General features: G+C 45.2%; 30 protein-coding genes and 1 pseudogene. 9 read left to right on the forward strand and 22 right to left on the reverse strand.

Features of this window, described 5'->3' with window-relative positions; all coding sequences use genetic code 11:
* Positions 1-13 precede the first annotated feature (13 nt).
* Positions 14-898, reverse strand: a complete 885-nt coding sequence (locus QF117_RS02245; protein WP_282385912.1) for a PA4780 family RIO1-like protein kinase — start codon at positions 896-898, stop codon at positions 14-16.
* A 195-nt stretch (positions 899-1,093) separates the two neighbouring features.
* A complete protein-coding gene (locus QF117_RS02250; RefSeq protein ID WP_282385913.1) occupies positions 1,094-1,558 on the reverse strand; it encodes an NUDIX domain-containing protein in 465 nt (154 codons plus the stop codon).
* A 211-nt stretch (positions 1,559-1,769) separates the two neighbouring features.
* On the opposite strand from QF117_RS02250, the gene QF117_RS02255 reads away from it, so the two are divergent.
* From QF117_RS02255 to QF117_RS02295, 9 genes are all read left to right on the forward strand, one after another.
* Positions 1,770-2,246: a peptide-methionine (S)-S-oxide reductase gene (locus tag QF117_RS02255; protein ID WP_282385914.1), complete on the forward strand. Its 477-nt coding sequence runs from the start codon at positions 1,770-1,772 to the stop codon at positions 2,244-2,246.
* A gap of 270 nt (positions 2,247-2,516) precedes the next feature.
* Complete coding sequence (locus tag QF117_RS02260; protein ID WP_282385915.1) at positions 2,517-3,545, forward strand: GTP-binding protein; 1,029 nt, start codon at positions 2,517-2,519, stop codon at positions 3,543-3,545.
* Positions 3,546-3,965: 420 nt separating this feature from the next.
* Positions 3,966-5,549 carry an HNH endonuclease gene (locus tag QF117_RS02265; protein WP_282385916.1) on the forward strand — a complete coding sequence of 528 codons (1,584 nt, stop codon included), beginning with the start codon at positions 3,966-3,968 and terminating at the stop codon, positions 5,547-5,549.
* Positions 5,550-6,029: an SMI1/KNR4 family protein gene (locus tag QF117_RS02270; protein ID WP_282385917.1), complete on the forward strand. Its 480-nt coding sequence runs from the start codon at positions 5,550-5,552 to the stop codon at positions 6,027-6,029.
* 457 nt (positions 6,030-6,486) lie between these two features.
* Positions 6,487-9,081 carry a hemagglutinin repeat-containing protein gene (locus QF117_RS02275; RefSeq protein ID WP_282385918.1) on the forward strand — a complete coding sequence of 865 codons (2,595 nt, stop codon included), beginning with the start codon at positions 6,487-6,489 and terminating at the stop codon, positions 9,079-9,081.
* Positions 9,081-9,749 (forward strand): hypothetical protein, encoded by a 669-nt coding sequence (locus QF117_RS02280; RefSeq protein ID WP_282385919.1) that lies wholly within the window; start codon positions 9,081-9,083, stop codon positions 9,747-9,749. Before QF117_RS02275 ends, QF117_RS02280 begins: the two co-directional genes overlap by 1 nt.
* A gap of 176 nt (positions 9,750-9,925) precedes the next feature.
* Positions 9,926-10,420 (forward strand): hypothetical protein, encoded by a 495-nt coding sequence (locus QF117_RS02285; RefSeq protein ID WP_282385921.1) that lies wholly within the window; start codon positions 9,926-9,928, stop codon positions 10,418-10,420.
* The gene (locus QF117_RS02290; protein ID WP_282385922.1) at positions 10,417-10,959 is read left to right on the forward strand and encodes a hypothetical protein; all 543 of its coding nucleotides are present in this window, start codon (positions 10,417-10,419) and stop codon (positions 10,957-10,959) included. The genes QF117_RS02285 and QF117_RS02290 overlap by 4 nt, the downstream gene beginning before the upstream one ends.
* A gap of 223 nt (positions 10,960-11,182) precedes the next feature.
* Positions 11,183-11,443, forward strand: coding sequence for a hypothetical protein (locus tag QF117_RS02295; protein ID WP_282385923.1), 261 nt, complete (start codon positions 11,183-11,185; stop codon positions 11,441-11,443).
* 116 nt (positions 11,444-11,559) lie between these two features.
* On the opposite strand, the pseudogene QF117_RS02300 reads toward QF117_RS02295, so the two are convergent.
* The 20 genes and pseudogenes from QF117_RS02300 to QF117_RS02395 all read right to left on the reverse strand — a co-directional run.
* Positions 11,560-12,402, reverse strand: a pseudogene (locus QF117_RS02300) (chitodextrinase); the annotation flags it as partial.
* A 179-nt stretch (positions 12,403-12,581) separates the two neighbouring features.
* Positions 12,582-13,412 carry a peptidoglycan-binding protein gene (locus QF117_RS02305; protein WP_282385925.1) on the reverse strand — a complete coding sequence of 277 codons (831 nt, stop codon included), beginning with the start codon at positions 13,410-13,412 and terminating at the stop codon, positions 12,582-12,584.
* A 1-nt stretch (position 13,413) separates the two neighbouring features.
* Positions 13,414-14,394 carry a contractile injection system protein, VgrG/Pvc8 family gene (locus QF117_RS02310; RefSeq protein WP_282385926.1) on the reverse strand — a complete coding sequence of 327 codons (981 nt, stop codon included), beginning with the start codon at positions 14,392-14,394 and terminating at the stop codon, positions 13,414-13,416.
* Positions 14,395-14,397: 3 nt separating this feature from the next.
* Positions 14,398-14,613: a tail protein X gene (locus QF117_RS02315; RefSeq protein WP_282385927.1), complete on the reverse strand. Its 216-nt coding sequence runs from the start codon at positions 14,611-14,613 to the stop codon at positions 14,398-14,400.
* Positions 14,606-15,004, reverse strand: coding sequence for a phage tail protein (locus QF117_RS02320; protein ID WP_282385928.1), 399 nt, complete (start codon positions 15,002-15,004; stop codon positions 14,606-14,608). Before QF117_RS02320 ends, QF117_RS02315 begins: the two co-directional genes overlap by 8 nt.
* The gene (locus QF117_RS02325; RefSeq protein WP_282385929.1) at positions 15,001-16,902 is read right to left on the reverse strand and encodes a hypothetical protein; all 1,902 of its coding nucleotides are present in this window, start codon (positions 16,900-16,902) and stop codon (positions 15,001-15,003) included. Before QF117_RS02325 ends, QF117_RS02320 begins: the two co-directional genes overlap by 4 nt.
* 108 nt (positions 16,903-17,010) lie before the next feature.
* Positions 17,011-17,322: a phage tail assembly protein gene (locus QF117_RS02330; RefSeq protein WP_282385930.1), complete on the reverse strand. Its 312-nt coding sequence runs from the start codon at positions 17,320-17,322 to the stop codon at positions 17,011-17,013.
* Between the two features lie 2 nt (positions 17,323-17,324).
* The gene (locus tag QF117_RS02335; RefSeq protein ID WP_282385932.1) at positions 17,325-17,825 is read right to left on the reverse strand and encodes a phage major tail tube protein; all 501 of its coding nucleotides are present in this window, start codon (positions 17,823-17,825) and stop codon (positions 17,325-17,327) included.
* Positions 17,826-17,835: 10 nt separating this feature from the next.
* Complete coding sequence (locus QF117_RS02340) at positions 17,836-19,323, reverse strand: phage tail sheath C-terminal domain-containing protein (RefSeq protein ID WP_282385933.1); 1,488 nt, start codon at positions 19,321-19,323, stop codon at positions 17,836-17,838.
* Positions 19,313-19,861, reverse strand: coding sequence for a hypothetical protein (locus QF117_RS02345; RefSeq protein ID WP_282385934.1), 549 nt, complete (start codon positions 19,859-19,861; stop codon positions 19,313-19,315). Before QF117_RS02345 ends, QF117_RS02340 begins: the two co-directional genes overlap by 11 nt.
* Positions 19,858-20,649, reverse strand: a complete 792-nt coding sequence (locus QF117_RS02350; RefSeq protein ID WP_282385936.1) for a phage tail protein — start codon at positions 20,647-20,649, stop codon at positions 19,858-19,860. The genes QF117_RS02345 and QF117_RS02350 overlap by 4 nt, the downstream gene beginning before the upstream one ends.
* Entirely contained in the window at positions 20,649-21,272 is a 624-nt protein-coding gene (locus QF117_RS02355) for a phage tail protein I (RefSeq protein WP_282385937.1), read from the reverse strand. The genes QF117_RS02350 and QF117_RS02355 overlap by 1 nt, the downstream gene beginning before the upstream one ends.
* Entirely contained in the window at positions 21,269-22,420 is a 1,152-nt protein-coding gene (locus QF117_RS02360; RefSeq protein WP_282385938.1) for a baseplate J/gp47 family protein, read from the reverse strand. The genes QF117_RS02355 and QF117_RS02360 overlap by 4 nt, the downstream gene beginning before the upstream one ends.
* Complete coding sequence (locus tag QF117_RS02365; protein ID WP_282385939.1) at positions 22,417-22,758, reverse strand: hypothetical protein; 342 nt, start codon at positions 22,756-22,758, stop codon at positions 22,417-22,419. The genes QF117_RS02360 and QF117_RS02365 overlap by 4 nt, the downstream gene beginning before the upstream one ends.
* A gap of 5 nt (positions 22,759-22,763) precedes the next feature.
* Complete coding sequence (locus tag QF117_RS02370; RefSeq protein ID WP_282385940.1) at positions 22,764-23,447, reverse strand: phage baseplate assembly protein V; 684 nt, start codon at positions 23,445-23,447, stop codon at positions 22,764-22,766.
* On the reverse strand, positions 23,434-24,033 hold the full coding sequence (locus tag QF117_RS02375; RefSeq protein ID WP_282385942.1) for a hypothetical protein: 600 nt from the start codon (positions 24,031-24,033) through the stop codon (positions 23,434-23,436). Before QF117_RS02375 ends, QF117_RS02370 begins: the two co-directional genes overlap by 14 nt.
* The gene (locus QF117_RS02380; RefSeq protein ID WP_282385944.1) at positions 24,026-24,475 is read right to left on the reverse strand and encodes a phage virion morphogenesis protein; all 450 of its coding nucleotides are present in this window, start codon (positions 24,473-24,475) and stop codon (positions 24,026-24,028) included. Before QF117_RS02380 ends, QF117_RS02375 begins: the two co-directional genes overlap by 8 nt.
* On the reverse strand, positions 24,475-25,020 hold the full coding sequence (locus tag QF117_RS02385) for a phage protein Gp36 family protein (protein WP_282385946.1): 546 nt from the start codon (positions 25,018-25,020) through the stop codon (positions 24,475-24,477). The genes QF117_RS02380 and QF117_RS02385 overlap by 1 nt, the downstream gene beginning before the upstream one ends.
* A 15-nt stretch (positions 25,021-25,035) precedes the next feature.
* Complete coding sequence (locus QF117_RS02390) at positions 25,036-25,419, reverse strand: hypothetical protein (RefSeq protein WP_282385948.1); 384 nt, start codon at positions 25,417-25,419, stop codon at positions 25,036-25,038.
* Positions 25,420-25,454: 35 nt separating this feature from the next.
* Positions 25,455-26,396, reverse strand: coding sequence for a hypothetical protein (locus QF117_RS02395; RefSeq protein WP_282385949.1), 942 nt, complete (start codon positions 26,394-26,396; stop codon positions 25,455-25,457).
* Positions 26,397-26,417: the final 21 nt, after the last annotated feature.

Raw genomic sequence — 26,417 nt, forward strand, 5'->3', positions numbered from 1 at the left:
CTAAAGCGAAAGGTTATTCAGACCAGTTAAACTTACTTTCATCAATGCCTTCTTTTGCTTCTTTGATTCGCTCTCGTCTAAAGCGTTCTTCACTTCTCGCATCATCAATTTCTTTCATGATAGCCGCAAGATCAGCTTCGATATCCTGTTCAACGAACGTTCCCGTTAGCTCAGTGTCTGGTTTGAGGTCACCTTTCTCAAAGATAGCCCAGATTTCTTTCGCGTATTCGGTGGTGAGAAGCTCTGGTGCAAATTGACCGTAGTAATCACGGATATTATTGACATCGCGAGTGAGCATCCATTCAGCATTGTTATTCGCTGCGGCATCAACGGCTTGAGGTAAATCAATGATCACTGGACCATATTCATCAACCAATACATTGAACTCGGAGAGATCGCCGTGAATGAGACCTGCACAGAGCATTTTCACCACGTAAGTCATCATAACGGCGTGGTCTTCAATGGCTTGTTCGGCAGGCATGACCACATCATTCAGCCTAGGCGCGACGTAACCGTCATCATCGGTCACCAGTTCCATTAGCAATACCCCATCGTAACAACCGTAAGGTTCAGGCACTCTTACACCGGCCGCAGCGAGCTTAAACAAAGCATCGACTTCGGCGCTTTGCCATACCTTCTCTTGCTGATCGCGGCCAAAGCCAGAGCCTTTTTCCATAGCGCGAGCACGGCGGCTGTTTCGGACCTTACGTCCTTCTCGATAAGCCACGGCTTTTTTAAAGCTACGTTGAGTCGCTTCCTTATACACTTTGGCACAACGGATCTCTTCACCGCAGCGTACAATGTACACCGAGGCTTCTTTGCCACTCATTAATTGGCTCTGAACCTCGTCAACTAAACCGTCGTCGACTAAAGGCTGTATTCTCTTAGGTATTTTCATAGCGTCGTTATACATTAGTTCGTAGCGAGATGTAATCATAAGGTGCTAATTAGACGAAAATAGCGACATTTTGCCGAGATATTCATAAGCAGCGTAAGCCACTTGTTGTCTACAAGGCACCTTTCAATTGTTTACAAGGTACCTTTAAAGCTTAACTCAAATATCCCATCAAGGAAGTGAAAAACCGTGGGCGCTTTACACGATGTTATTGATGATGGGGATCTTGAGCAATGGGTCAGGCTCGCTATCGATAAAGTATGACCACACATGACGGTAGACAGCGTGTTGACCAGGAAATGGCGTTATCTCAATCGCCTCTTCCAGGGTACACCATCGGTATTCGGTGTGCTCTTCGTTCAATGTCACTGGTTGATCATCGGGGCAATACACGGCAAAAACAGGGATCATCTGAAGCACATTGACGTGAGGCTCATAAAACTTGTCGATAAAATGGGCGTTATACAACGTTCTGACCTCGATTTGAGTCTCTTCTTGAAATTCTCTTATGATGGCCTGACACCCGTTTTCACTTCCTTCAATGGACCCTGCTACATGGCACCAATACCCACCTTTGACGCGTTTCATTAGAAGAATTTTTAGTTGGCCATTCACTTTGGAAATGGCGACCCCTGACACGATGGATGTACTGAGCGGTATCATAGTGCTTCCTATTTTTGTTTTTGCCAACAATCATAGTCACTGGCACCGATGCTATTGTTTGCTGTTGGCATAGTGAATAATGTTATCAAACACCACCGATGGTTCGCCAATGTTTTTGAGTACATCAATTTTAAGTATGTCGAGCTAACGTACATCGAGTTCAACAATATCGAATTTTTGATGTAAATTAGAAATAAAAGAAGGAGAACAAATGGAAGAAATCGTGTTTGCTGGTGGTTGCCTGTGGGGTGTTCAAGAATTTATGAGACATTTACCCGGTGTTGTTTCTACTGAAGCTGGCAGAGCAAATGGTACCAGCAATACAACCCAAGGCGATTATGATGGGTATGCAGAGTGTGTGAAAACTCAGTTTGATCCATCGATTGTTTCAGTCACACGATTAATGACTTACTTTTTTGAAATCATCGACCCTTTTAGCGTGAACAAGCAAGGGCAAGACGTGGGTGAAAAGTATCGAACGGGCGTTTACAGTAAGCACAAAGAACATCTGGACATCGCGCGGAGATACATCAATGCCCAAGAAAATTCAGCGCAAATAGTAATAGAGGTGCTTCCATTATCCAACTATGTGAAAAGTGACGAAGAGCATCAAGATCGGTTGACCTTGAGACCGAATGATTACTGCCACATCCCTCAAAATATTCTGCACAAGTACAGAGAATTTTAATGTCTTTCCGGCCTCATTGTTGGGGCCGTATTCATTAATATAATCATCAGCAAAATCTTCCACATGATCAGCAGCACAAGCATCGGAAGCATAACCGACCACCGAGTCTTGTTGAACTAATTTCTTGTTATGTTATAACGTATCAATATCTTAATGAATCAATCAAAATTAGCTTGAAATGGCATGGTATTTCCTTATGAGTTAGTGGCGTTTCAATAGCGAATACACGTGTCATAGATCCAACAAGCGTGGGTGATAGGAGAATAATCAATGAGTTCTAATCCGCGGCCAATTCGGTCGGTACCAACGAACATTATCACGGGTTTTTTGGGCGTTGGTAAAACCTCAGCCATTTTAAATCTAATGCGTCACAAACCGGCTGATGAACGTTGGGCTGTGCTCGTGAATGAATTTGGCGAAATAGGTGTGGATGGCAGCATCATCCAGGGCCAGTACAATGGAGAGAAAAAGGTCTTTATCCGTGAAGTGCCCGGAGGGTGTATGTGTTGCGCCGCTGGATTGCCCATGCAAATAGCGCTAGCTCAGTTATTGTCTGAAGCGAACCCTGATCGTTTATTCATTGAACCGACGGGGCTTGGTCACCCTAAAGAGGTACTTCAAGTGTTGTTATCTAAGCATTACCGAGAAGTCCTGTCACTTCAGAAAACCCTGACTCTCGTCGATGCTCGAAAATTGTCGGATTCACGCTATACCAGCCACGATACCTTTAATCAGCAGATATCCATTGCTGATACTGTCGTCGGTAATAAATTGGATCTTTACCAAGATAGTGATAAGAAAAGATTGATCGATTACGTTAAGCAGCATGGGCAACCAAATACTCACGTGCTTTTTTCTCAGCATGGGGAAATCGCATGGGAAGAATTTGTCGGGGAAACGCAGTTTGGATCATTCCCTTCGCATCAACATGATAATCAGCATAAACATGAACATAAGCATCAACATAGCCATGCTAGGCCCTTGGTGTCAGACACACCCATTCCGGAGTCTGGTTTCATCAAAGCCACAAACCAGGGAGAAGGGTTTCAAAGTACCGGCTGGCGATTCTCACCGAGTAAGGTATTCAGTCGAAAGAAACTGGCATCTCTACTTATAGGGCTGAAAGCTGAACGGATGAAAGCGGTGTTTATTACTGACCTAGGTGTCTTTGCTTACAACCTAACCGGTGATGATCTGACGGAAGTCGAGTTGGATGATGGTCTGGAAAGTCGGATAGAGCTGATCTCTGACCAAATAAATGATTCTCTGGAAGGAAAACTGCTAGCGTGTCTGATGTGACACACGACTATTGATTGGCGATATACAAATAGAAAAGCCTCTGAAAAAACAAAATAATGGGTGACCCTGTTGCAGTTCTTTAATGTTGCAGTTCTTTAATGAAAAAAGGCTCCCAATTTTAGGGAGCCATTTATCGATTGCTTACTATGCTAACGCTAAGCGTTCACCATTACTGCGGGTTTAGCCCAAGCGTTTGTAACACGAGCTTGAAGTTATCTTGGCGCTCTTTAATGGAGAACTAACAGGGTCAGGTCTTGCCTTTTGCCTTTTTGATGCGGGTGGTCTAGTTTTTTAGCTAGGCCATTTTTGTTTTTGGGGTGAAGGGGAGTAGGCTGTAATTCAAATTTATAGCAAAACGCAAGACCTGACCCCTTTATCTTTCTTGGCGTGACCGATGGTACGATCAATCTTGATACGGGCATGCCTAATTACTCCAGTGTCGATGCCACTAAACTTGCGTCAGGGAACCCAAATATTGGTACGCCATGGCAGAGCTTAAGCCCAGAAGCTATCTTGCAACAAGTCGGTCACTCAGGTATTCAAGCAGGTGTAGACAGCGCTATTAATGGTACCGATTTCTCGGATGGGTTTGTGAATAGCCTACGTGGCGGTCTAGCCAATAACGTTGGCGCAATTGCTGCCAATCAAATTGGAGATTGGGGTGTCACTCATGGGTTATCCGAAGGCGGTTTCACTAAGTCACTGCTTCATGGGGTGAGCCAGGGTGCGGTTGCTGAGCTCGCAGGAGGGGAATTCATAGCTGGAGCCGCTGCGGGTGTTGCAACCGAGCTTGCAGGAAGTACGCTTGGAAATTCGGGCCTTGAAGAAAAAACACAAGTCGATGTGGCTGGGCTTATTGGCGCAGTCGCGGGGGTTGCAGTAACGGGCGATGCTGAAGGGGCGTATACTGGGCAGAATGCTGGGGGGATTGTTCATCAGAATAACTACTTGAATCACACAGATATTAAGAATGCATTGAAGGATTTTACCGTATGTAATGGTAATACTGAGTGCGAAGTTAAAGTAATTGTAGAAGCGAAGATATTAAGTGAGGACAAAGATACACTCGCTCTATCTGACTGTAGTGAAGGGGACTGTAAACCCCATAGTCGTGATTTAGCGAATGCCACGTTACCTGATAATGCAGATATCCACTATGAGCTGATAGGCGATAGCCAGCGAGCGCAAGAATTCTACAACCTGATGAAAAAGGAAAATACTGACTCACTTGGACCAATGACCGATGCCTCCGTTCAAAATAATCTAACGGATTGGGTTACAGCGATGGGCTTTAGTGACGATGTTGCAGATATGGCCGTTGCTGGTACTGGTTTATTCGCGGGAATTCAAAAGAACAGTAAGAAAAACACTTCGGGAAGTAATCAAAACGCGGTTTCTGATGGAATAAATGGGCCGCCGAAGGTTGATAAGGAATCTGATGCTTTACAAAAACCGTTAACTTCAATTGAAGTTAGAGAGGCTTTAGGAGTTAAGTACGGTCCTAATAATGTAAAATCAACAACTGTCGCTCTAAATCCTCGACAACGGGTTAACTCCGCAGAAGGAATAGATGTAGTGTACGACTCTTATGGGAATAAAGGAGTTAAGGTTGTTTTTCAAGATCCTTTGACACTAGAGCGTAAATCAGTAAATGTTGCTTATGATAGCCAACGGGGGTTACCTGTTTTTGATGACCATTCGAAGTATACTACGAGTATTGTAAAACCCGACGGATATGAAAATATGAGTTCGAATGCTAGGAAGTCGGCTGAGATGAGAGCTGCGACACGTGACCTTAGAGATAAAATCAACAGCGGTCAAGTAGATAAAAATCAGTTTACTGAAACCCAGCTTAAATTCATTCAAGCTGGAAAAGAAAGTATTCCTAATTATACATGGCATCACAATGTACAAAGCTCTCCTAAAAATATGCAACTTATTCCCAAAGCGGTACATGATGCAGTTAAGCATATAGGGGAAGCTAGTTTGAGTGAAGGTAATTAAATGAGTGTAAGTAATCTCACTGTATTTCATGATTTTGGGGAATGTGATTTGAGTATTCTAGAATCGTTTGAAACTAGATTAGGCATTGAATTTCCCATGAACTATAAAGAATTCATACAAAAACACAATGGAGCTTCATTGGTAAATGAGTACTTTCGCTTCTTTTGTAAACGTCAAGATGTATTTGATTCAACTGGTTTCTACTTCTTGGGTTTTGGCTCAAGTGAAGGTTTGATCTCTTCGATTTTGGATATATTAAATAACCAAGACTACGATGTGTACGGATATGAAGGATTGGTTTCATTTGGTAGAAATGGAAGCGGGGATTATGTTTGTTTTGACTATAGGAATATCTCCGTAGGGAGTGAACCGTCAATAATCTTTATGCTGCACGATGCTTATGATGAAGATGGTAAAATGACGACCTTTTATGTGGCTGAAAGTTTTGATGTTTTCTGTGGCTTGTTATTTGAACTTTAGTCGAACACGATCTGACCAATAGGGTCAATTAAATAGTGAAATAACGGGGTAAGGTCTCGTCTTTTGCCTTGTTGATAAGGGTGGACAGGTTTGTAGCTAGGCCTTTTTTATTTAAGGGGGGAAGATGAGCAGACCAAAACGCGTTGAGGATGTAGGTCGCTTGTACTAGGTCATCTCTCGAGGTAAACATGTCATCCTATTTACTTAAAAATACCGTTCATCACTTTCTTTGATGTCCTACTTGAAGAAAATAAGAGGGTCAGGTCTTGCCTTTTGCCTTTTCTTAAGAGTGATCTAGTTTTTTAGCTAGGCCATTTTTGTTTAGTGAAGAAGATGAACAGGTTACTATTCTAATTTTACTGGCCGGAAGCAAAACGCAAGACCTGACCCCATATGTGGTACTGTTGATACACAAACCGGCAAAACACAAACCGAATCGGGCAGCATCAGTGCTTCTATGACAGTGTATGGCGCCTCTTCAGGTATTAACTTGAATGCCAGCCTTAATCGAAGTGAAAGTAAGTCCTCTTCCACCACCCACAATAATAGCCAGTTAAGCGGCGACAAAATCTCGATTACCTCGACGCAAGACACTAACATCAAAGGCGCGAATGTTGACGCCGACAGCGAGCTTAATGTCACCGTGGGTGGCGACCTTAATATAGCGTCAGTTCAAGATAGACACTCATCCAGCAATAAAGGTGCTGGCGTGAGCGGTGGAACATCCATGGGAGAAGGCGGTGATGTAACGGGCGCTAATGGCGGTCTAAATGCATCAAATGGCCGAACCAGCAGTAAAGAAACGTTACTGACTACCTTAACCTCTGGTGGCAACTCGAACATTACAGTAGCGAACAATACCGATGTGAAAGGTGCACTCATCGGCACCATTGATGGTGAAGGTCAAGACCTCGGTAATCTCAATCTAGAAACCGATACGTTTACTTTTGCAGACCTGACAAACAGTCACTATGAACAAAACCAAAGTATGGGTATCAACAGTAGTGTGGGCGTGCAAGGTGGTGATATCAGTGCGGAAAGCAATTCGACCTCGCTCCAATACAGCAATAGCTCGGGATACAGCAAGAGCAAAACGTTAGCGACGGTTGGCGGGGGTGACTTAACGGTCGATAACCAAGAAGATAGCCATGATCTGACGGCACTCAATCGTGATACTGAAAATACAGAAAAAGACCTGTTTGATGTTGATCGTCAGCAGGGGAATATTGATGTGACGCTGGATCACCGTTTGTTGAGTGAAGAGGGAAGGGCGCAGATTGGAGAAGATGTAGACCGTTCTATCCTCCTAGGTGAGGCGCTAGTTGAGCTTTCAACCAAAGACTCAGTGAGTGTAGTGACTAATGCTGAAGATGGGCAAACGGGACTAGGGACACATATACAAAGAAAACAAGATTTTTACAGTGCAGCGAAAGAATTTTATAACGACTCTTTAAATGCCAAAAACAGAGATATATTGGCGAACCCAGACAATTACTCTTCTGAGGAAAGGCAAAATGCTAATCAAGCAATGATAGATTACATTGCAGCATCAATAGGGGTCGAGCCGTCAGACGTATTGTTAGTGCTAAATGATGAGCGTAAGGGTTTCTATTCTAATGAAACTGATGATATCTACATTTCAGATAACGCAAGTTCAAACGCACAGGAGACCGTTGCTACGGTTGCTAATGAAGCCAGTCACATGATTGATGCACAAGAGTTTGGCACCGAAAACAAGTCAGATATTTATAAAGAGAATCGTGAAGAGTACTCAACAATCATTGATGACGCGTTCGCTGACAAGCTGGGATCAGACTATGCGAGCAACGGTTACGACCTCTCTACCATTACTCATCAAAACTCGAATACCCAATTGAATTCAATAACTAACAAGCCAAAACAGGTGGACAGTACTTTAACGTCGAATACAAAAACGTACGACAGTTTAGATAAAGAGGAAGGGGCAAACAGCCTTGTTCCCGGAGCCGATCTTGTTCGATGGGTAGCACTAAAAGGCGAGGTCTCTTTAGCCGAGTTAAGTAGCCAAGACAATGCCCAAGATGAGCGAATAGCGGTATTAACGGGAGAAAAGCTATGGCAGTACGGAGAAGAAGCGGTAGAGATGGCGCAAAAGATGCCAGCAACTATCGAATATTTGTGGGATAACCCAGAAGAGCTCAAAAAACTCCCTGGTCATGTGCAGCAGGCGATTGTTAATTATGTAGACAGCTTCGGTAACAACATGGAAGCGATAGCAGAAGGTTTAGTAACAAATGAACCTGAAGCGATTGAAGCCCAAGCCCAAGCGGAATCAGATCTACTGGCTGACTTAACCACGACTTTTATTGGTGCGGGTATAAGTAAGGTAGCGATTACTGGTGGTAAGCTAGTTGTTAAGAAGACGGCTGGGTTGGTGGATGATGTGCCGACGGCACAGGCACCGAGTGGGAATGGTAGTCTTGTTGGTGAAGGGGAGTTTGAGGTCTCAAACTCAACCACTCGCATGACAGAACACAGAGATAATTTAGATACACGACTAGATGATTATATCTATACCCCAAGTGAGAAAGATAAGAACAATCACACCCAAGTAATTGATGATGTTTATGCCAAGGCAAAATCACAAGATTGGAAGCAAGATGATCCGAAGAAGCCAGAGGGAAATCTAGCACATACGTTTTATCCTATGGATGAATTGTATTTGCATGGTATACCAGGAACATTTGAAAAACTTGTGGGTTTAAAAAAAGGCGATGAATTGTCGAGGTTTGTTACTAAAAGACAAGAACCTGATTGGAACTATGAAATTAACTTGGATGAAGGTAAATACGTGGCCCCAAATGATGGTACACCATACGACCAAAGGGCGCTACCTGGCGATGAAAATCAGCAAGTCGAGATCCGTTTTCGAGTAATAAAAGATTTTGAAGACCCAATTATTAAAAGTAAGATAACAGCGTGGTTTAACACCACTGGTGACACTGGAATTCAGTTGAATACACGAAAAATTAGCGAAATGGAAGATAATGGCTGGATAGAGGTAATAGAATAATGACATACACAGGGCTTGAAAAATATTTCTCTGCTACTGCAGATAAATATACGAGTAAAGTAATAGAGCGATTCATTACGGCCTTCCAGCCGAGCTATAAGTACGTTCATTTCCCTTGGGAAAGTATTGATAGTGATCACAAGATATCATATGAAAAACTAGATTATGGGTATGAAACCTATGTGGTCAAACAAGGTAAGCGCGAATTAATTGCTTCTGCATTTATCACATACTTTGTCGTTTTATGGGTGATGCATGAGTATTCCGAAAGCCACCCATTGCCATGTAAAGCGAAAACGTGGAAAGACAAAGAAGACTTTCACAAAGCGTTTTTAATATTTAACCGCGAGCTCAAAACTTATGAGCAATATCGTCAGGCGCTCTACGATTTTTGTACCACAACCGACAAAGGGCGGTTACGACGTGAATTTATTTTCAGCCAAGAAATGTTTGATGGTCACCAGTCTATGCAAAAAGAAAATTGGGGAGTCCCGGTAGAAAGGGGGATAACTCAACGTGAACGCATCGAACTCATCAATGGTGTATTTCATATTACTCATGCCGACAGAGGGGCTGTTACAAGTGTCGATCTCGTTTATGATGCGGAATTGTTTTATAAAACCCGTTTAAGTACTTTTATGCGTTTGTTATTTATATCGAAAAACTAACGGGGTCAGGTCTTGCCTTTTGCCTTTTTGACGAAGTGGTCTGGTTTTTTAGCTAGGCCATTTTTGGGGTGAAGGGGAGTAGGCTGTAATTCAAACTTATAGCAAAACGCAAGACCTGACCCCTTTATCTTTTGACCCCTTTATCTTTCCAAAATGGAGACCCAGCAAAGACAGTGTTGGATGAGTCTGTTAGTCGAACAGCTTGGCCTGCCGCTCCTGCATGGAAAGAAGGAACGGAAGTTACTTATAGAAAAATTACTGAACCTGAAGAATTTTATATGGTTATTAATGATAAGCAGCTAGAGGCTATGACAAAAGCTTTAGAAAAAGGAGATCAGAGTGGAGCCATATCAAAGCTAGGAGCATTTGCCACGAAAAACAAAATTGAAACAGAGTCAGAGCTAAGAAACTTGCTTGCAGTTAGACCAGATTGGAAACCTTCAGATAAAGGGCTACATCGTATAAAAATAACATTAACAAACGTCGAAATTCGAGAGAGCACGATTGGGAAAATGGCTGTACCTGACGGTACAATAACAAATGGAGTTCCAAATATAGATACTGTATTGACTGGTGGTGGCCATCAAATACAGTTTGTGAATAGCCCTAAGGCAAACCAGAATCAGAATATTGATATAGACCTAACTGAAGTGAAGGACCTACTACAATGATTAAGAAAATTAGAATGGTATATAGCAACTACATTTCCGATAATGGTGAAGTGGTAACTGCCAGGGATTTCGGTATGGCTACACGGGAGGAGGTTAGAAAAGACAAAAAAAACCTTAAACCCTACCCCCATAGCAAACCTTTGGGGAGCTTCTGGATTTTGGACGATTGTAGCCCTGTTAACTTTACTCCTAGTTTACAACAAAACTTATCTATTAATGTACTCGAAGATAGAAGTGGAGTTCTAGTCATTCATGATGTTAATGAAGAAGTGACTGACTGTCCATTCCTCCCCCCCCCAAATAATGCGGCAGTGTTTAATGCTGACGGTTCACTACGGTTTGTCTTACAAAATCCATTAACTAGTGTCCCAGGCGAGTTGAACTTTTTTAGAGCGGATTCAGTCAAGAAAGAAAATGGTGAATACGGTTTAGGTATATGTATAGCAGTAGCACGAGGTCAAGGACTTGAGTGTTTTCATGTCGATGGTACAACGCCAGATTTAACAACTGTCATTCGTTTTTCTAAGCCAAACATATAGAAGAGCAACAGCCAACAGGGTCAGGTCTTGCCTTTTGCCATTTTGATGAAGTGGTCTAGTTTTTTAGCTAGGCCATTTTTGGGGTGAAGGGGAGTAGGCTGTAATTCAAATTTATAGCAAAACGCAAGACCTGCCCCCTTTATCCAAGACCTGACCCCTTTATCTTATTATATTAAGCCTGAGAATATTCTGACTGAAGAATTAAAGTTCGAGAAATAAATATATGAAATTTGAAGATACAACTTTTAACAAAGAGCATCGTTTTTCAATTGGTATTGAAAAGGTGTCAGGTAGGTTTTATTTATCAATCCCTGTAAGTAATTGGATAGTTGATTATGAAGAGTATTATGAAATAGATTTTAATCAATATGAGGCGTATCAATTAGAACCTTGTTTAGCTAAAGAGTTTGCAGAAAAGTGCCGAAGAAGACAGTGTGATAAATTATTGATAGTTAAACCAGGTAAAAACAGGGGTATAGCTTAAAAACAAATAACAAGCTAATAGTAAACTAACGGGGTCAGGTCTTTAATGAAAAAAAGCTCCCAATTTTAGGGAGCCATTTATCGATTGCTTACTATGCTAACGCTAAGCGTTGACCATTACTGCGGGTTTAGCCCAAGCGTTTGTAACACGAGCTTGAAGTTATCTTGGCGCTCTTTAATGGCATGAACATCGCCACTAACCGGACAAGTACTGTCAGGGCAGCCTCGGTTAACTATGCCCGATACGGCATCGATAAATGCGGTACCGTTAAGGCCACCATCAACGTATGCCTTCAGTTCTGCGTGATAGTTCCAATCTGCATAGGCACCACCTTCATCGTTGTAGGCCTGAACAGAAGTAACCCAATAGAATAGACCAGCAATCCACTTAATCTCTCGGTTTTCTTCTGAGCTACAAATTAGCCCAGGGTTCGAACAAAAATCGAGATCGGCATACAATGGACTTGTTGGTGGCGCTTCCACAGTGACGCCGTTGACTGTTGTACCAACGGTGCCAGGGTCAACATGAGAGCGTCCCATGAAGTGGTTCAATGTACCGAAGTTTTGACGACCAGTAGTTTGAATAACACCACGACCCCACCAGCCACAACCTTCGACTGTGCCGTTAGTATCGGTACCATCCCAAATGAACTTACCAGCTTTTTGTTCTTCGTAGACTTTACATTCGTCACGTTCCCAAACTTGCTTGGAAGAGTCGATTGCAGTTGGTACATCCATACAGTGACCATCGTTTGTCCAGCGGCCCACGTTGCCATTTACTAACAGACCTTGCTCTTCAAACACAGAGTCTGGAGCGGCAAAGATAGGAGCAGGTGCGCCATACCATTTGGCATTAGTGATTGCACTGACTTCCATTTTCGGGTCGCGAGGACAAGAGTAAGGGTGGTCGACGCCAGTGACTGGGTCCATGCCGTAATCAGCGTATTTCTGATCCAATTGTAGCGCGACATTTATTTTGCGAACGATTGACACTTAGTTTTGAGAAAAAATTTCACCTAAATTAACACTTAATTCTGGGAATTATTTTTAATGAAATTATCACAAAGAAGGAGGACTCGTTGTCCTCCTTTTAAATACCTGTTTAATGCTCATTCAAACTGACTTAAATTGTCTGTTGACTACTTATTGTAAATCTCTCGATCTATTGTTGACCACGTTGCTGAGCCACAAATACCATCACCTACTAAGTGCAATCTTCGTTGAAGTGATATCAGTGCTTGTTTTGTCTTATTACCAAACGCACCATCGACGGTTACACCTAGAAGTATTTGTAGCTCACGTGTGTCGTTGCAGTTTTTTATGCCGTACTGGATGGTTCGACGCTCTATAGACTCTCCAGTTGCTAATCGAATTGCTTGCTCAAAGGCCATGCTATGAGCGGCAATTTCAATGGCTTTGTCTGTTCCGTTAATGATGCGTCTAGCGTTAATGTAATCTGGCTCAGGTGAATCCAGATAATCACTCATCTTGCGTCCTGTGAACCATCCATCAATCATACCACTCATCGTGATTTGAGCGCTGTTAGCGGCTGATAGTGCTAAGTCAGGAACCTGAACAAAGTCAATGTGGCCTCGCTCTAAGGTATTCATATCTCGCACGACATCTATGGCTTTAGCGTAATTCTCAAGCCAGGTGATTTGTACGTAGCCACGTCCATAATACGTCTGTCCCGTTTCTGGGTTGGGCTCTCCGTAAGGTCGCCCTTTACCCTTGCCGTACTCTTCGATAGGTTTCATGGTGTAAGCCGTTTCGTGATAGACCGTGGCAAGGACATAAGCCAAATAACTGATAGGAAAATTCTCGCTTAAGACATTTCGTTTTAACATCGCTAAAGCGGAAAATAGGAGCAAAGCCGTGCGTTGGGTATTGTTGAGCTTACCTTTAAATAAAAGCGCAGCACAGCGGTTTAAATAGGCTTTTTTTGAAAATGGGGTGCATTGGCAAGGCATGTTATTTCTCCTTTGGGGTTGCAGTTGCAGTAGTAGTGAATACGTTCTCAGCCCCAATCTGATGAGTGACAGATTCTGCATCCCAATCGCCATTATAGCCCTCGCGATGATTCTTGATTGAAACCGAGCTCTCTGAGACGAGATCTGGCGTTCCTGGTAAGTTGAGCGTCAATGTGGCTTTTTGCCTGCCAAGTTGTGCAAGCTTTCCTTTGGCATGATTCAACGCTGCAACTTCATCACCAAAGTTGCCAGAAAGGGTGTAAATCGGCTCACCGTTACCAGCATGAACGCTTTGCCTGCTTTGAGTGGTCTCGTCATACCAATGCGCGACTACGCTGTTGTAGTTTTGACGCTCTTGAATACTCAAGGTACAAGTAAAGTCGCTTTTTGATTGCCTATCTAACTTTAGGTGGTAGGTGTCGTTATTATTTAATGTTTTAGCGATGGCGGCTGGCTTAACGATTAAGTGACCGGCCAGCGGCTTGACAAGTGCGTCATGCTCTTTGGCTACGCGTATCAGCATTGCCATGTCAGACTCACTCACCTGGTCAATGTGAGGGATAGAGGCGTTGATTAGGTCAGGGTGCACTTTAGCGATGTAACCATGACGCTCTGCCACAATGCGCGTTAAAGCGTCTAATGTTGTTGGGCCATAAGTCGCATCATTGGGGGCCATGAGACTTTGTTTAAAGTCAGCCGCTTGCGCTGTGACAGTGTACGTGCCAGCTAACTCGTCTAGGTCGATTTTATTGCATTGGTAAGTGCCAAAAGGCCGTAAATCATGCTCATACCCAAGGTAAACATCAAGCCAACTTCCGGTGTCAATGAGTGCAAGGTTTTGTTTGCTGTCATCGAGAACGAGCACGCATTTGTCTGAGTGGCGACCACGTTCATCAGTGATAGTGAGCGAGACTAAATACGGTTGCCAATTGGGTGTTACGTCCTTGCCTTGATGCAGGATCCTAAAGAATGCTTTTTCCATGATTTAGCCTAAGAGCTGTACGGTGGAATGGGTGGATGAGGCTGGCATATCAGGAAGATAGACCTTCACGTCAACGGGTAACACTGGACCGTACTCGGCTAAGTGGCGATTACGTTCATCTTTCAGTACCGTCTCCAGTGCTCCCTCTCGATAGCCATAATGCTTGTACACTATCCAATCCAAACACACGGCCTCAGTGGTGATATATACGTTATTCATCAGGCAGCTCCGAGATAGAGAGATTGAACTCAATTTTTCTGGGTGTGCCATCACGAAGAAAATAGGTATTCGTTTCTTCCAATGTTTCCAGGAACCAGGAGCCATGAAACTGGCCATACTTTTGATTGCCGCTGACAAGCAGAAAAGGCTTGCCGTCTTTGCCTTGCTCGCGCAGTGTTGGCATCAGATTCAAGTCAGCCGTTACCTTGGGATAGAACGTACCATTGAGCGTGATACTGTCTGCTTCTGCTCCTAGAAATTGCGCAGTACTCTTTAACATATGACGCTGGCGCTTACCCCAGCGAAACTGTGTACGTCTCACGAGTTGCTGATATTGAGCCGTTGACACCGAAAAAGGAAAGTCGCCCAGTTGCAACATAATATCGCTCATAATGAAATGTCTCCTAAGCGTGAGGTGAGTTGGTCGTTCATCTCGCGCTTGTAACGCTCTAATTCTTGCCTTACAACTCTACGTACTTCGTGCTCATCCCCGTTTTCTATCGTGATAGGGATAACAGGAGCAGCTACATCGATGCTGATGTCGACGTGTTTGCGGTTGCTGGTTACGGGTTTATAAGAGGTGTAAGTGTTCGTTTGGGGGGCTTGCCCACCAATATGATAGTTGTACGGCTCGACTTCTGAGCTTTTCTGAGTATTGGTCTCGCTGCTTGAACCGGTGACTTTATTCCATAACCAGCTCAAACCAGACACCTTGGCGATGCCCTTAAGTAAAGACATCACCGTACTTCCAATCGCATCAAATAGCTTTCGTGCAGGCTCCCACTTCTTGTATAAGGTCACGCCCAACGTGACCAGTGCTGCGCCCCCGGCCACCATCAAGCCAATCGGGTTGGCAGCGGCAATGGCGGTCAATCCCACGGCCAGTCCTTTGCCTAAGGTGATCACTGTCATCAGTGATTGACCAAAACGTATCACGCCTGTGGTTAAGGTGAGTAAGCCACCGACCACTTTCACTGCACCAAGGCCAGCAATCACATAGCCGAGAGTGTCTGCATTATCGGCTACCCAGGCAATGCTTCCTGCAACTCTGGTTCCCCATAGCGTGATAGTCGCTTGGTTTTCAGAGACCCAGCTTGTAACGCGAGTAAATACAGACGTAAAGGTCGGCAGTAATTGAATGAGCAATTGATTTTTCATGCCTGCAAACGTTGTGGTGACGTCTAACAGGCGATCGTTATATTCTTCGGCTTGTCTTGCGCTCTTTTCGTCAAAGACATTACCTGTACGTTTGGCGTCTTCTCGTAGTTGTTGTAAGCCTTTCGAACCATCTTTGAGCATATTGACCATGGCAACCCCTTCAGAATCGAATAGTTTCATGGCTAAGCGAACTCTGTCTGAAGGTTTTTCAACCCCGGCCATGGCATCAGCGATGGAGTGGAGTTGTTCGTCGGGCTTTAATGAATTTAGATAGGTCGCACTGAGCCCTAGCTCATTTAACGCTGCAACGGCTTCACCTGTACCATTGGCCGCTTCCGAGATACGACGTGTTGACCGCTGCATGGCCATGCGTGTCTGCTCAATCGAAAGGCCGCTGCGCTTTGCGGCGTAGTCAAGTTCTTGTACTGCGGTCACCGATAAGCCAAGTTTGTCGGCGTGCTTTTGAGCAGAGTCGAGACTAGAAGCTAAGTTATTGGTCAGTTTAAACACGCCGACACTGGCAAGGGAGGCCGCTCCTGCGGCTCTGACACCCCATTTTTGGACTGTCATTAACCCAGCTTTTGTTTCTCCCAAAGCCTGGTTATAAGCTTTTTGCTGTTTTGCGGCAATCGTGGCTCTACCTTGTTGGAGCTTAAGTTGATATTGCTGGGCTTTGAGAGTGCTGTTTACGGTAGATGCCTGGCGCTGTAGGTGCTTTTGTTCGGCTGTGAGCTTTTTGGTGTCGATGCCTGAGCGCACTAATTCTGAGCGAGTTTGTTGCAAGCTTTGGCGTTGCTCTTGCTGGACTTTCTTTAGTGCCACCATTCGCGTGCGTGCCACTTCGAAGCTTTTGGTCAGTGCTTTGGTTGGCTTGTCTGTTGACTTGATTTCTTTTGCTAATCGGTTAAGGGTTTGCTGCTGAGATTCAATCGCTCGATTAGTATCAAGAGAGCGCTTTTTCATCTCTTGAAAAAGCGTCATCTTGCTTGATGTGGCATTGAGTTTTGTTAATGCGCTATTCGTACTGGAGACTTGAACATTGAAAGAGTTGGTGTCTTTAGCAGCTTGTTTCAGTGGGGTAGACGCTTGGTTTGTGAGTTTAAGCACCATGCTCGCTGTTAAGTTGCTCATATCTAGCCTTCGCTCGTTGCTGCCAATCGTAAATTTCCCCTAGTGACATTCGGTCCATTTCACTAGGGGACCAATGGAAAATCGTGGCAATATCTGCGTACCACTCTTCTATTCGCTCTGGGGTGACGATGTCGATTCTTCCATCAGAAACGCTGAGACTTGTGGCAAGTCCTCTGAGAAAAAAAGCGTTAACGCCTCGCACAGTTTACGAATGTCACAGGGATGCACTTCATCCAATTCGGCTTTCGTTAGAGGTGAGATGCGAGTCAGTAGTTCAAACACCTCATCCATATCTAAATTATCGAGTGCCTTGAAAGAAAGACCACGATAATCCCCACCTAATGGCTTGCGTAAAGTGACTTCTTTCATGCCGTTGACCGGATACGTAAACGGCACGGTGCGTTTTTCTAGTTGTGGCATAGTTAAACTCCTAATGCGTCACGAATTGACTTTGTGATATCGACACCGTTAGATCGAACTACGCCCGTTTCATTGCTGACATAAAACGTTTCTTTGTTGTCAATGTAGTAGGCGTAAAAATCCAGGTTAACGATAAATTTGTTGGTGTATTCAGCGCCACCGGCGGTAAAAGTGGAAGGCTCCATACTCTTCCATGTGCCGTTGGCTTTAATTTCGATTTTTTGCGTCGTCCCTTTTTCTGTCACCGCACCACGAATGGTGATAGGCTCCTCGCTCGCGGCAGGGTTACCCACGTAACCGACCATCTTTGGGCATGGGTCACGAAAGGTCATTTCAAGGTTCATCGCTAAAAGTCTTAAAATCTCTTCGGTTTCCATCGCCATACCAGCGGTGTTGAAGGTTTCGGTTGCCCACTCAATATTGGGCAGGGTCACTTCTGATGCCTTGCCAAAGAAAGAGGTTTCTCCAGCAAATACGTTGATGTCTCGTAATACTTTGGCCATGACACGCCCCTTACGCTGCGTAGTCGGCTAGAACTTCATTATAGCCGTTGTGGTTAATGTGTTGACGGAAGACTAAGCGCTCTGCAACGCCGAAGAATTGCAGTTCATAGTTCCAATAGATTTTGCCGCTTCGAATGGTTTCATCGTCATTAAGCTCTGTGTCTAACCATACTCTGCCTCCGCGCAGAACACCGCGCTTAACCAGACGGCGGATCAACCCATCAATACGGTCTGTGATGGTACCCACATAAGGCTTAGTGATATTACGGTCGACATAATCAAGGTGAGCGAGCTCAATACTTTCACCGACCACAAATCGTATGCGCTCTTGGTTAAAGAACTTGTGATTGGTTAAGCGGTTGCCCCACAGGAAATGCTTACCGTCACGGGCGTTAAAAACGGTTACGTCTTTTTCGTTGTAAAGGTTTGCCGTTGACAAGGGATCACCGCTAATCCAATCGACTTCTGGCGTGATACCATTGATGAAAATTTGGCGGTTTGACGGCGATTGCCAGTAACCATACTCAGCATCACAACGCAAAATGTGACCAAGAACCGTGGCGCTGTTGGGACGAATGCGAGTGATACCGTCAGTCCCTATGAGTTTCACCTTTGGATGGACATAGTAGCTATTGGTATAAGCTCGACCTTCTGCAACCACATCCTCAAACGATTGCTTTGACCCTTCGATGATGCAGTGTGCTTTTAATCGTCTCGCGACCGCTTCCATCGCCCAACCTACGCCCGGCAGTGAAGAGTATTCTGGGACCGTAATAAGGCGGGGTTTGATGCCAATTTTGCTGCCTGCAAGCAGAAGAGATTGTAAGCCTGAGTGTTGATTGTTCTCATCCACTGTACCAATGATGTTGCTAATGAGTTGTGCCTGATCTTCACTATCCTCAACACGTACCACGACAACCATGCCCATTTTTTGCTGCGCCATTTCTGTCAAGGCGGTTTTTAATGTTCCGCCGTCGCCTGCCATAGCGATTTGCTTTTTCTGATAGACAAGTACAGGCTCACCCAATGGAAAAGCCTCGTCTTGGCCGCCCGACAGGTAAGTTTGAGGCTCAACTGGCATTAAACCACTGCCGTTAGAGGTGGTGGTTGCAACAAGCAAAGCACTCGCGTCATCGTCCGTGCTCAAGGCGGTAATGATATCCGATGCTGAGGCATTGAGATCACCATTCGCATCCGTTCCTAATGTCACGGTAATCGCTTGACCAATCACTTTGACACCAGTTGTAACCGAAGGACCACCTCCTGCGAGCAGTTCCATGCTAATGCCGTTGCCTTGGGTATTGGCATCGATAGCCTCAAGCTTTAAGTCGTTGCTATTGGCAACCGAGCCTAGCTCTAACGTAGCTTTCATTGCCGCTTGCGCATTAGGGGCAGTGACTATCATTGCTCCCACAGAGGCTCTAACGACTTCAATCGGTCCATCACCGTCATCAAGGTAGACCGTTTCCGTCCCATGTAAATATTCTTCAGTCATCATTGCCTCCAGGCACTGTCGGAAATTGAGGGGTATAATGAGCCAGCTCTTCGGCTGACGCGAATTCGATAAATTGAGAGACGGCTCTGCGCCATCGAATGACAGGACCGACTTGCTCACTGTAAGCGGTGGCTTTTGCCACAAGTGTTTCGCAAAATCGTTGTTTGTTTTCGCCTTGAGCTAATATGGTGTCGACCATCGGTGTAGGCGCAGCCTTATCCAAAAGGTATGCTTTCGCTTCTTGAGTCTGTACCGGCCATGAATCGATTTCTGAGCGAGGATATTGATCTGACAGTGGTGCTAGAGCTCTTTCGACTTCAGCAATCATCGCATCTATACAGTTTTTCTGAGCCATAGCTAATGTTGGGAGCACGGATTCTTCAATTAGATGACCATAATTTTCAACGCAATAATCATACTTTTCTTTTGTACTTTGGCTAAACATTGGCGAGTTATGCAAATTCTCTTGAGAGCCGTCTTTGTATAGGCAAAGTAGGGTTTTACTATCTATTTGCTGGATCTGAATCGGGACTTTCATCATTTCAAATTCCAATAATTTTTTTGGGTTAAAGTAGGAGAGCAATTAACGCTCATCAACTTCGATGTTTTGTTTAATACGCTGATGCTTCTTGCATTACTTGGTAAAATATACATAGGTAGCGAATCTCTTGCGTACCAGTTACAAATCGATACACCGTCAGCATCAAAACAGGTTAAGAGCATGTACTCATTGGGTAAAGCTGAGAAAGAAATACCCAGCGAGAGACAGGTGGCATAAGAGTCAACGGGTAGGTCTCCGCTGATTGAAGCATCTGGTTGAAGCGTTCCATAAAGGATGTTGCCTATAGACTCCATTTTTCCTGGTGTGTTTTCTTTTACATACTCCATCGTCGCATAGACCGTTGACTCGTCAATGATGATGCTGATATTGTCCGCCGATTCTACTGCTTTAATAAACCGCACTGTCAGTTCATCTGGAGAGCCTTCTGAGACCTCAGCCTTATAAGCCAGTGGCATTTTAGCGATAGCAAAAAGATCACCGTCGATATCATACAAGCCGCCTTCTCGGATAAAGAACCCTCCCTTATCAATCGGAATCGTCATCTGCATCAAAACCTGATGGTTTGCATCACCGATAACATCGAAATGTTCGATAACGCCACGGTAACACTCATTTTTTAGCTCAGTCTCTTCTCCTGTCGGCTCATAATGAGCACCATTACCATCACCAACCGCCATTTCTACTAGCTCTATAACGGTCTGATTTGCGATGGCATCAGCCAGTTTAGCTGCGCCAACGTCAGTCAATTTGCAATAAAATGTCGCCATTATCCGCTTACCTGTATTACTCTTCGCATTTCAAATAAGGCGGCAATTTTTATTTCGCCGCTCACGTTCGGTTTGTTAGTTAACGCAGCATCTTTAATCGTTAATACACGGGTTTGGTGAGCTAATAGTCCTAAGGAAATTTTTCCACGGCTTAGCACAGCGTAGGACAAAGCCACAATATGACTGCGTAGATTTTTTGTGTTGTTGATGAGGCGATAGATCTGCTGCTTTGTGTCTTGATCTAGCGTATCATCAGTGACGTTGACATCAGCTCGAAATGTAAATGGGGGACCTTTGGGCTCCTCCTCCCACCATTCGATGATTTGTACAGGCCTATCAACCGCTAGAAGTGCTGACTCCAAGGCTGCGCGCGTTCCCTTAATTCGATTAATCCATGGTAACGAGGCGACATACTGACGTTTTTGTGACTCACTCCACTCATCATCCCACTCTCTCGCACGCATCGCCCACGCTAACCAGGGCAGCCAATCAATGGGACAATTCCATGGATCCCAAAGCGATTTCACATCCGATATAGGGACATCCTCAATCGCGGCCATCGCCTTATCTAAAGCGTGAAGCAAACGACTTGCATGAGGGGGAAGCAGACTTTGACGGCTCATGTCAATCGCTCCCATTGTTTTTGCTCACCGTTGTATACAAGATATACATATTGATTTGGCAACAAAGAGTAAGCTTGGATGTTGCCAACTGTAGAAACGAGCTGCCAACCAAATTGACTCTCATTAGACAGGCGAACTGAAAAACCATGTCGTAACCACGACTGGTGTCCTGACATATCGATTGACGCAGCACTACCGACATCAACCAACACAAGATTAGTGCGTTCGTCACTTCTATCCAGTGTGTATTGTGTGCTGTTTACTTCACGTCGCTCATACTCACTATCCGGTGGTGGTTGTCCTTCTTGATAGTACTTAACTTCAATCGCTATCAATTCACATCTTGGGATCTTGCCATCCGATGGCACAATATCGATATCAGGTAGGACACTGGTTACTCGTACAACGCCGGACGTATGTGCGGCTTTTACCAATTGAGATCGAGCAACAATTTGATTAAATAATTCGGTTTCCTCGACATAGTCAGTAACTCGCTTTAGCGCTGCTTCGCGCACGATGTCTAACGATGCCCCTTTTTGCACTTCTAAATCCAGTAACACGGCGTAGTCTACAATTTGAGCCGCAACCGCAAACACGCTATCGGTCAACGGTCGACGCTCTTTATCGGATAGGTAGTCTGAGACAATATCAAGCAGCTCTTGCGTGGGAATACCATCGCCTTCTGTCGATAGAATCGCGACATGCACCACTCCTGGTTCAGGAGAAAAGGCGGACGCACTTGCTACGCGCACATCAGCACTTAATGCATGAAACACATATGCTTCTTCTGGACCTGCAGTACTAAACCCTTCTGGTGATAACAGTAGACGCTCTCGATAGCGATCATCATCTTCTGACTCTAAACGCCATACCTTGTAGTACGTGATGCCTATCAGATCCAAAGCCGCGCCACTGGCTTTTGTGATGAACAACTCTTCAGATTGGCGGTCGAAATCCTCACGTAAGATAAGCTCGCGGTACGCACCGGCATTCGTCACCCAACTAGCAGGATTGCTGTCCGACTCATCCAGTTCAATGCCTTCTTCTTGCTGAATATATTGATAACGTTGCGCTTTAATCTCGTCTAAGCTCAACGTATTAAAAAAAGGGGGACTAGGGTATTGGCTCAAATCGATTAAATCTTTCATATCGTTGTCCCCAATGTGACGAGTTCTGTGCCTAAATAAGTGCCATCGCATTCGATTTCAACACGATCATTTTCAATCGTAACGATTCGTATGATGGATAACTCAAAATCATCCAAACCATGACCGACGTTAGAAACGGCTTCTGCTACCATCATATAAACGCGCATAAACCACGTTGGATCCGAATTTCTGTCCACCTCGTCAACCAAATTACCTCCGTAGCCTCGCGCGCACACCACCTGACCCTTATACGTGCGCATCACATCATCAAAGCGCTGCTTTAAATAGGGTAATCCGGTGATGATGTCACCTGTGTCTCTGTGCATACCTATTTTCATATCGTCTACTGCTTCTGGTTTGCTGGGCCTGTTACTGGATTGCCGTTGTTGTGGTCGTGGGTGTTATAAATCTCACGGTCTTCTGACATGGTTCGTGTTGGATCGCTGATTGATGCTGCACTCGATAGAGCGCCCATGCTCATCGTCGTCCCGCCGATAAATGCATCACTTTCTATCTCTGCACTACCGCCAATCCAGACATTCCCAGTGAGGTTCAAATCCTGCGCGTCAATATTGAATGTGGTGGTCGTCAAGTTGACGCTTTCGGGTATCGTAATCTCTGCCACTGCCCCTTCTGGCAGTGTTAAGGTCATTTTTTTACTTTGACGGTGGTAACTCATTAACGCGCCTTCTGACCACTGCGTGAAACACAACTCTGGATCAACAGAAGGGGCACCACCTTTAAAATAGGTTGCGGGAACGACCACTCCCATCGTTAAATCGCCATTCGAAATGACACATACAGGCTCACCTACCTCAGGAAACCACCACGTTTTTCCATGTTTGCCATTTCGAATTCCGATAGGACTCAGCCATTCCGTGAGCATGGGCTTTTCATCTGAGCCGTAATTCACGATCAAAGCCGGCTTCTGGGGAGCGATGGCATGAACTCGACCACGGACGAATACCTGACGCATCATTTGCTCGAGCTTTGATAGCCTTTCTAATAGGTTATCAATCACGTCCATCGGCTAAATCACCCACTTCAATACGCACATGACCCTCACCAATCGAGTCGTAGCTTTCTCGATACTCTGGTGCGGTTTCACCAATCTCTGGCGCGTCATGTAAGAACGCCTCAACCGCAATCACTTCTCCTGGTGGCCAGTCACTCTCGCCAAGCTGAACAGGCTGATTGAACGTCACGGTCCAAATGCCTAATCCTTGTTTATCAAAGGCGGGGCTAAAGGCATTTTCAGAACTTTCAAACCGCACCTCATCGAGCCCATCTATGTTCCAGTTGTGACCATGACCTAATACCGAGATCTGGTCGGCGATATCTTCTGCCGTCACCGTTCGTTTTTGACGTCGACCTTCATCAGCGATGCAGAAAAACACAATGCGACTCGATACGGCCACTTGACCAAAATCGACTTGGTCACTGTTGTTTGGTCGCTTAGCAAGGCTCGCAACAAAAACCGCAGGGCACGTGAACGACACGCGCTTTTCAGCGCCTGATTGAAACTGACCTGCGTAACGCTCAACCGTGCGCAGCTCCGGCATTTCAGTCTTGATGCACTCAACAATGCCGTCAATCAGCTCTTTGTTATTCATTGCCAAACCCTGCAACCATGTATCTCAATGCGATATCACCGAGAATTTGTTCATCACTCTTGTTTAAACCCAGGTACTCACGCGCATCAATGGTGACACTGCGATGTCGACCTGCTTTACCACCGAGTTGATGTATCGCTGCATAAACCACATTGCTGCCCCATTCAACACTGCTAGGCAGCGTGTTATGTGTGATGGAATGACGAAGCCTGCCGCTATCTTGCAGTGTCTTTCCGCCTTCAAGCATGGCTCTGATGCTGGGTATCCACGAGATACCATCAGGGCCGCGCTCAGAGTTAAAACGCAAAATGGTTTGGTTCACCATGGCCGCGCCCATTTCATCAAGCATGTCTTGTGGTGACTCCAAGCGCATTAACAGTCCATTTAATGCCTGTTCAATCGGACTTAAATCGCCCTGCAAAACCAGTTGCACGCCAGCCATCAGTACGAGCTCCAATCTATGCTGCTGTTCGCTGTATGTGCGACACGCCTGTGGTTGTGATAACGCACCTTTTCACTTTGCACGCCTAGCTCGACCTTGCCGACAGCCACATCACTGAGCCATTTACGAGCGGCTTTTGCTCGCTCTTCAATGGTCTCCTGTGATAACGAGGCACGACTTGCGATGCGCTCTCTGGCAATGTCACCGACCATTTCCGGCAGCGTGGTTTCTTTCAAAAGTGCCGCTACAAATTGGCCATCTTTCATGCGGTGGCCATATTGCTTAAGCAAGTAGCCATCGGCTTCACGGCTTGCAGCATTAATCGCCACCTTGATGTTGTCTAACGCTGACTCAGCCGCAGCTAACTCTTCATCGCTATACTCTGGCTCGATATGAGTTGAAGGCGGCTCTTGGTCAATGAGCGCAACGTAGTAGAGCAAGTCACCCGTAATTAAATCTGGATCATGAGGTGCACGTGGCTCAGTGATGTCGGCCATGTGGTCGCTACCGTAGAACTCGCACATTTGTGCACCTGTGCAGTACATAGACTTTCTCCAGATTTACTCTTTGTTGAAGCTTTCCCAAGCCTCGTTACGATTAGCAGCCGAGATGGGTTGACCAATGAGTCCTTCTAAAACTTCGGTCTTCGGTGCCCCAGAGCTGATATACAACTCTTTGTTGTCTTTATCTAAGGTCGCAAACACCTCGTGTAATTTCTCTGTCAACTCGGGACCACTTAGGGGTAGCTTTTCTTCCGTGTCTGTTGAAGTGTTATGGACTGATTCAGGCGAAGCCTTAGCATCTAGATGCGGAATGATGAGCGGTGGACGTGAGGTTAAAATCCCGCGTGCCTCTTCATCCGTTAGCTCTATCACCTCACCCACACGGACGATACCGCCACGTCGAAAAATCTGACCGATCACTTTATAAGGTTTGGTTTTCATAGTGTGTTCCTATTACCAAAGGTGAAGGGGGAGCCTTAGCTCGCTCCCATAATGAGAAAACCCGCTTGCATCGAGGTTAGGTATGGTCGACGACTCGTTTCCGTCGGATACAACCAGGCATCACAACTTTTATCGAACCATGCCTGCTCAACCACTGGATGACCTTTACGGTTGTAGGTATATCCATACGATGGGTTATCGATGAACGCAGATTCGCCTTGAGGGACAAACGCCAACACAGTACCGCCAGCCCAAACGTCTGCCATCTCTGATGAATCGTGTGAGGCTGCGTAAACCGATTTACCGACGACCACGGTATCGAGTTGAAGGTATCGCGCGGCCATCGCTTCGGTGATTGAGTCAGCGTTGGTGTACTTAAACTGGCTTTTCACCACATTGTTGTTACAAAATGCCAACCAGTCTTCGGGAGAGAAATGCGCGACGTTTCCGTCGATACCACATTTACGACGGATCGCTTCTTTACCGGCATCAAACACTTTTTTAGGATCGACATCTGGGTCAATGAACTTACTGCCTGGCGCCAGAGTGACCTGATTCTCAGGCTCATAGTTAGCAGGGTTCATGGCCAGCTCAGCCTGTTGGATCTCCAAAATGAGATCGAGCTGATACATCACATTATGAGTCGCTCGGATGCCATGAGACTTACCAGGCATTGCGTCGGTTTCGTCAATCCACTCTTTCGGCACTTTGCCATTGAGCTTGTCGTCCCATAAAGCGATTGGCTCAGAGGCGTAGCCATACTGCATGCTGGCTATTTGTGCTCCAGGAGCACGACGAGTCGCCTCTTTGATATCGACGTGTTTACTCTTGTCAAATTTAATGACCTTACCGCCCCGTTTAGGACACTCCACCATAGGAAACAGTACTTTTCCGGTAAAGCCTGGTGTGGCGTAATCTAACGCGACTTTAGACAGAACCGGGTCGACGACGCGGGCCTGTTGTGAATTCATAGGCATGTTTTTCTCCTTACTTCAAAA

The organism is Vibrio sp. YMD68, from assembly GCF_029958905.1.
Classification (GTDB): Bacteria; Pseudomonadota; Gammaproteobacteria; order Enterobacterales; family Vibrionaceae; genus Vibrio.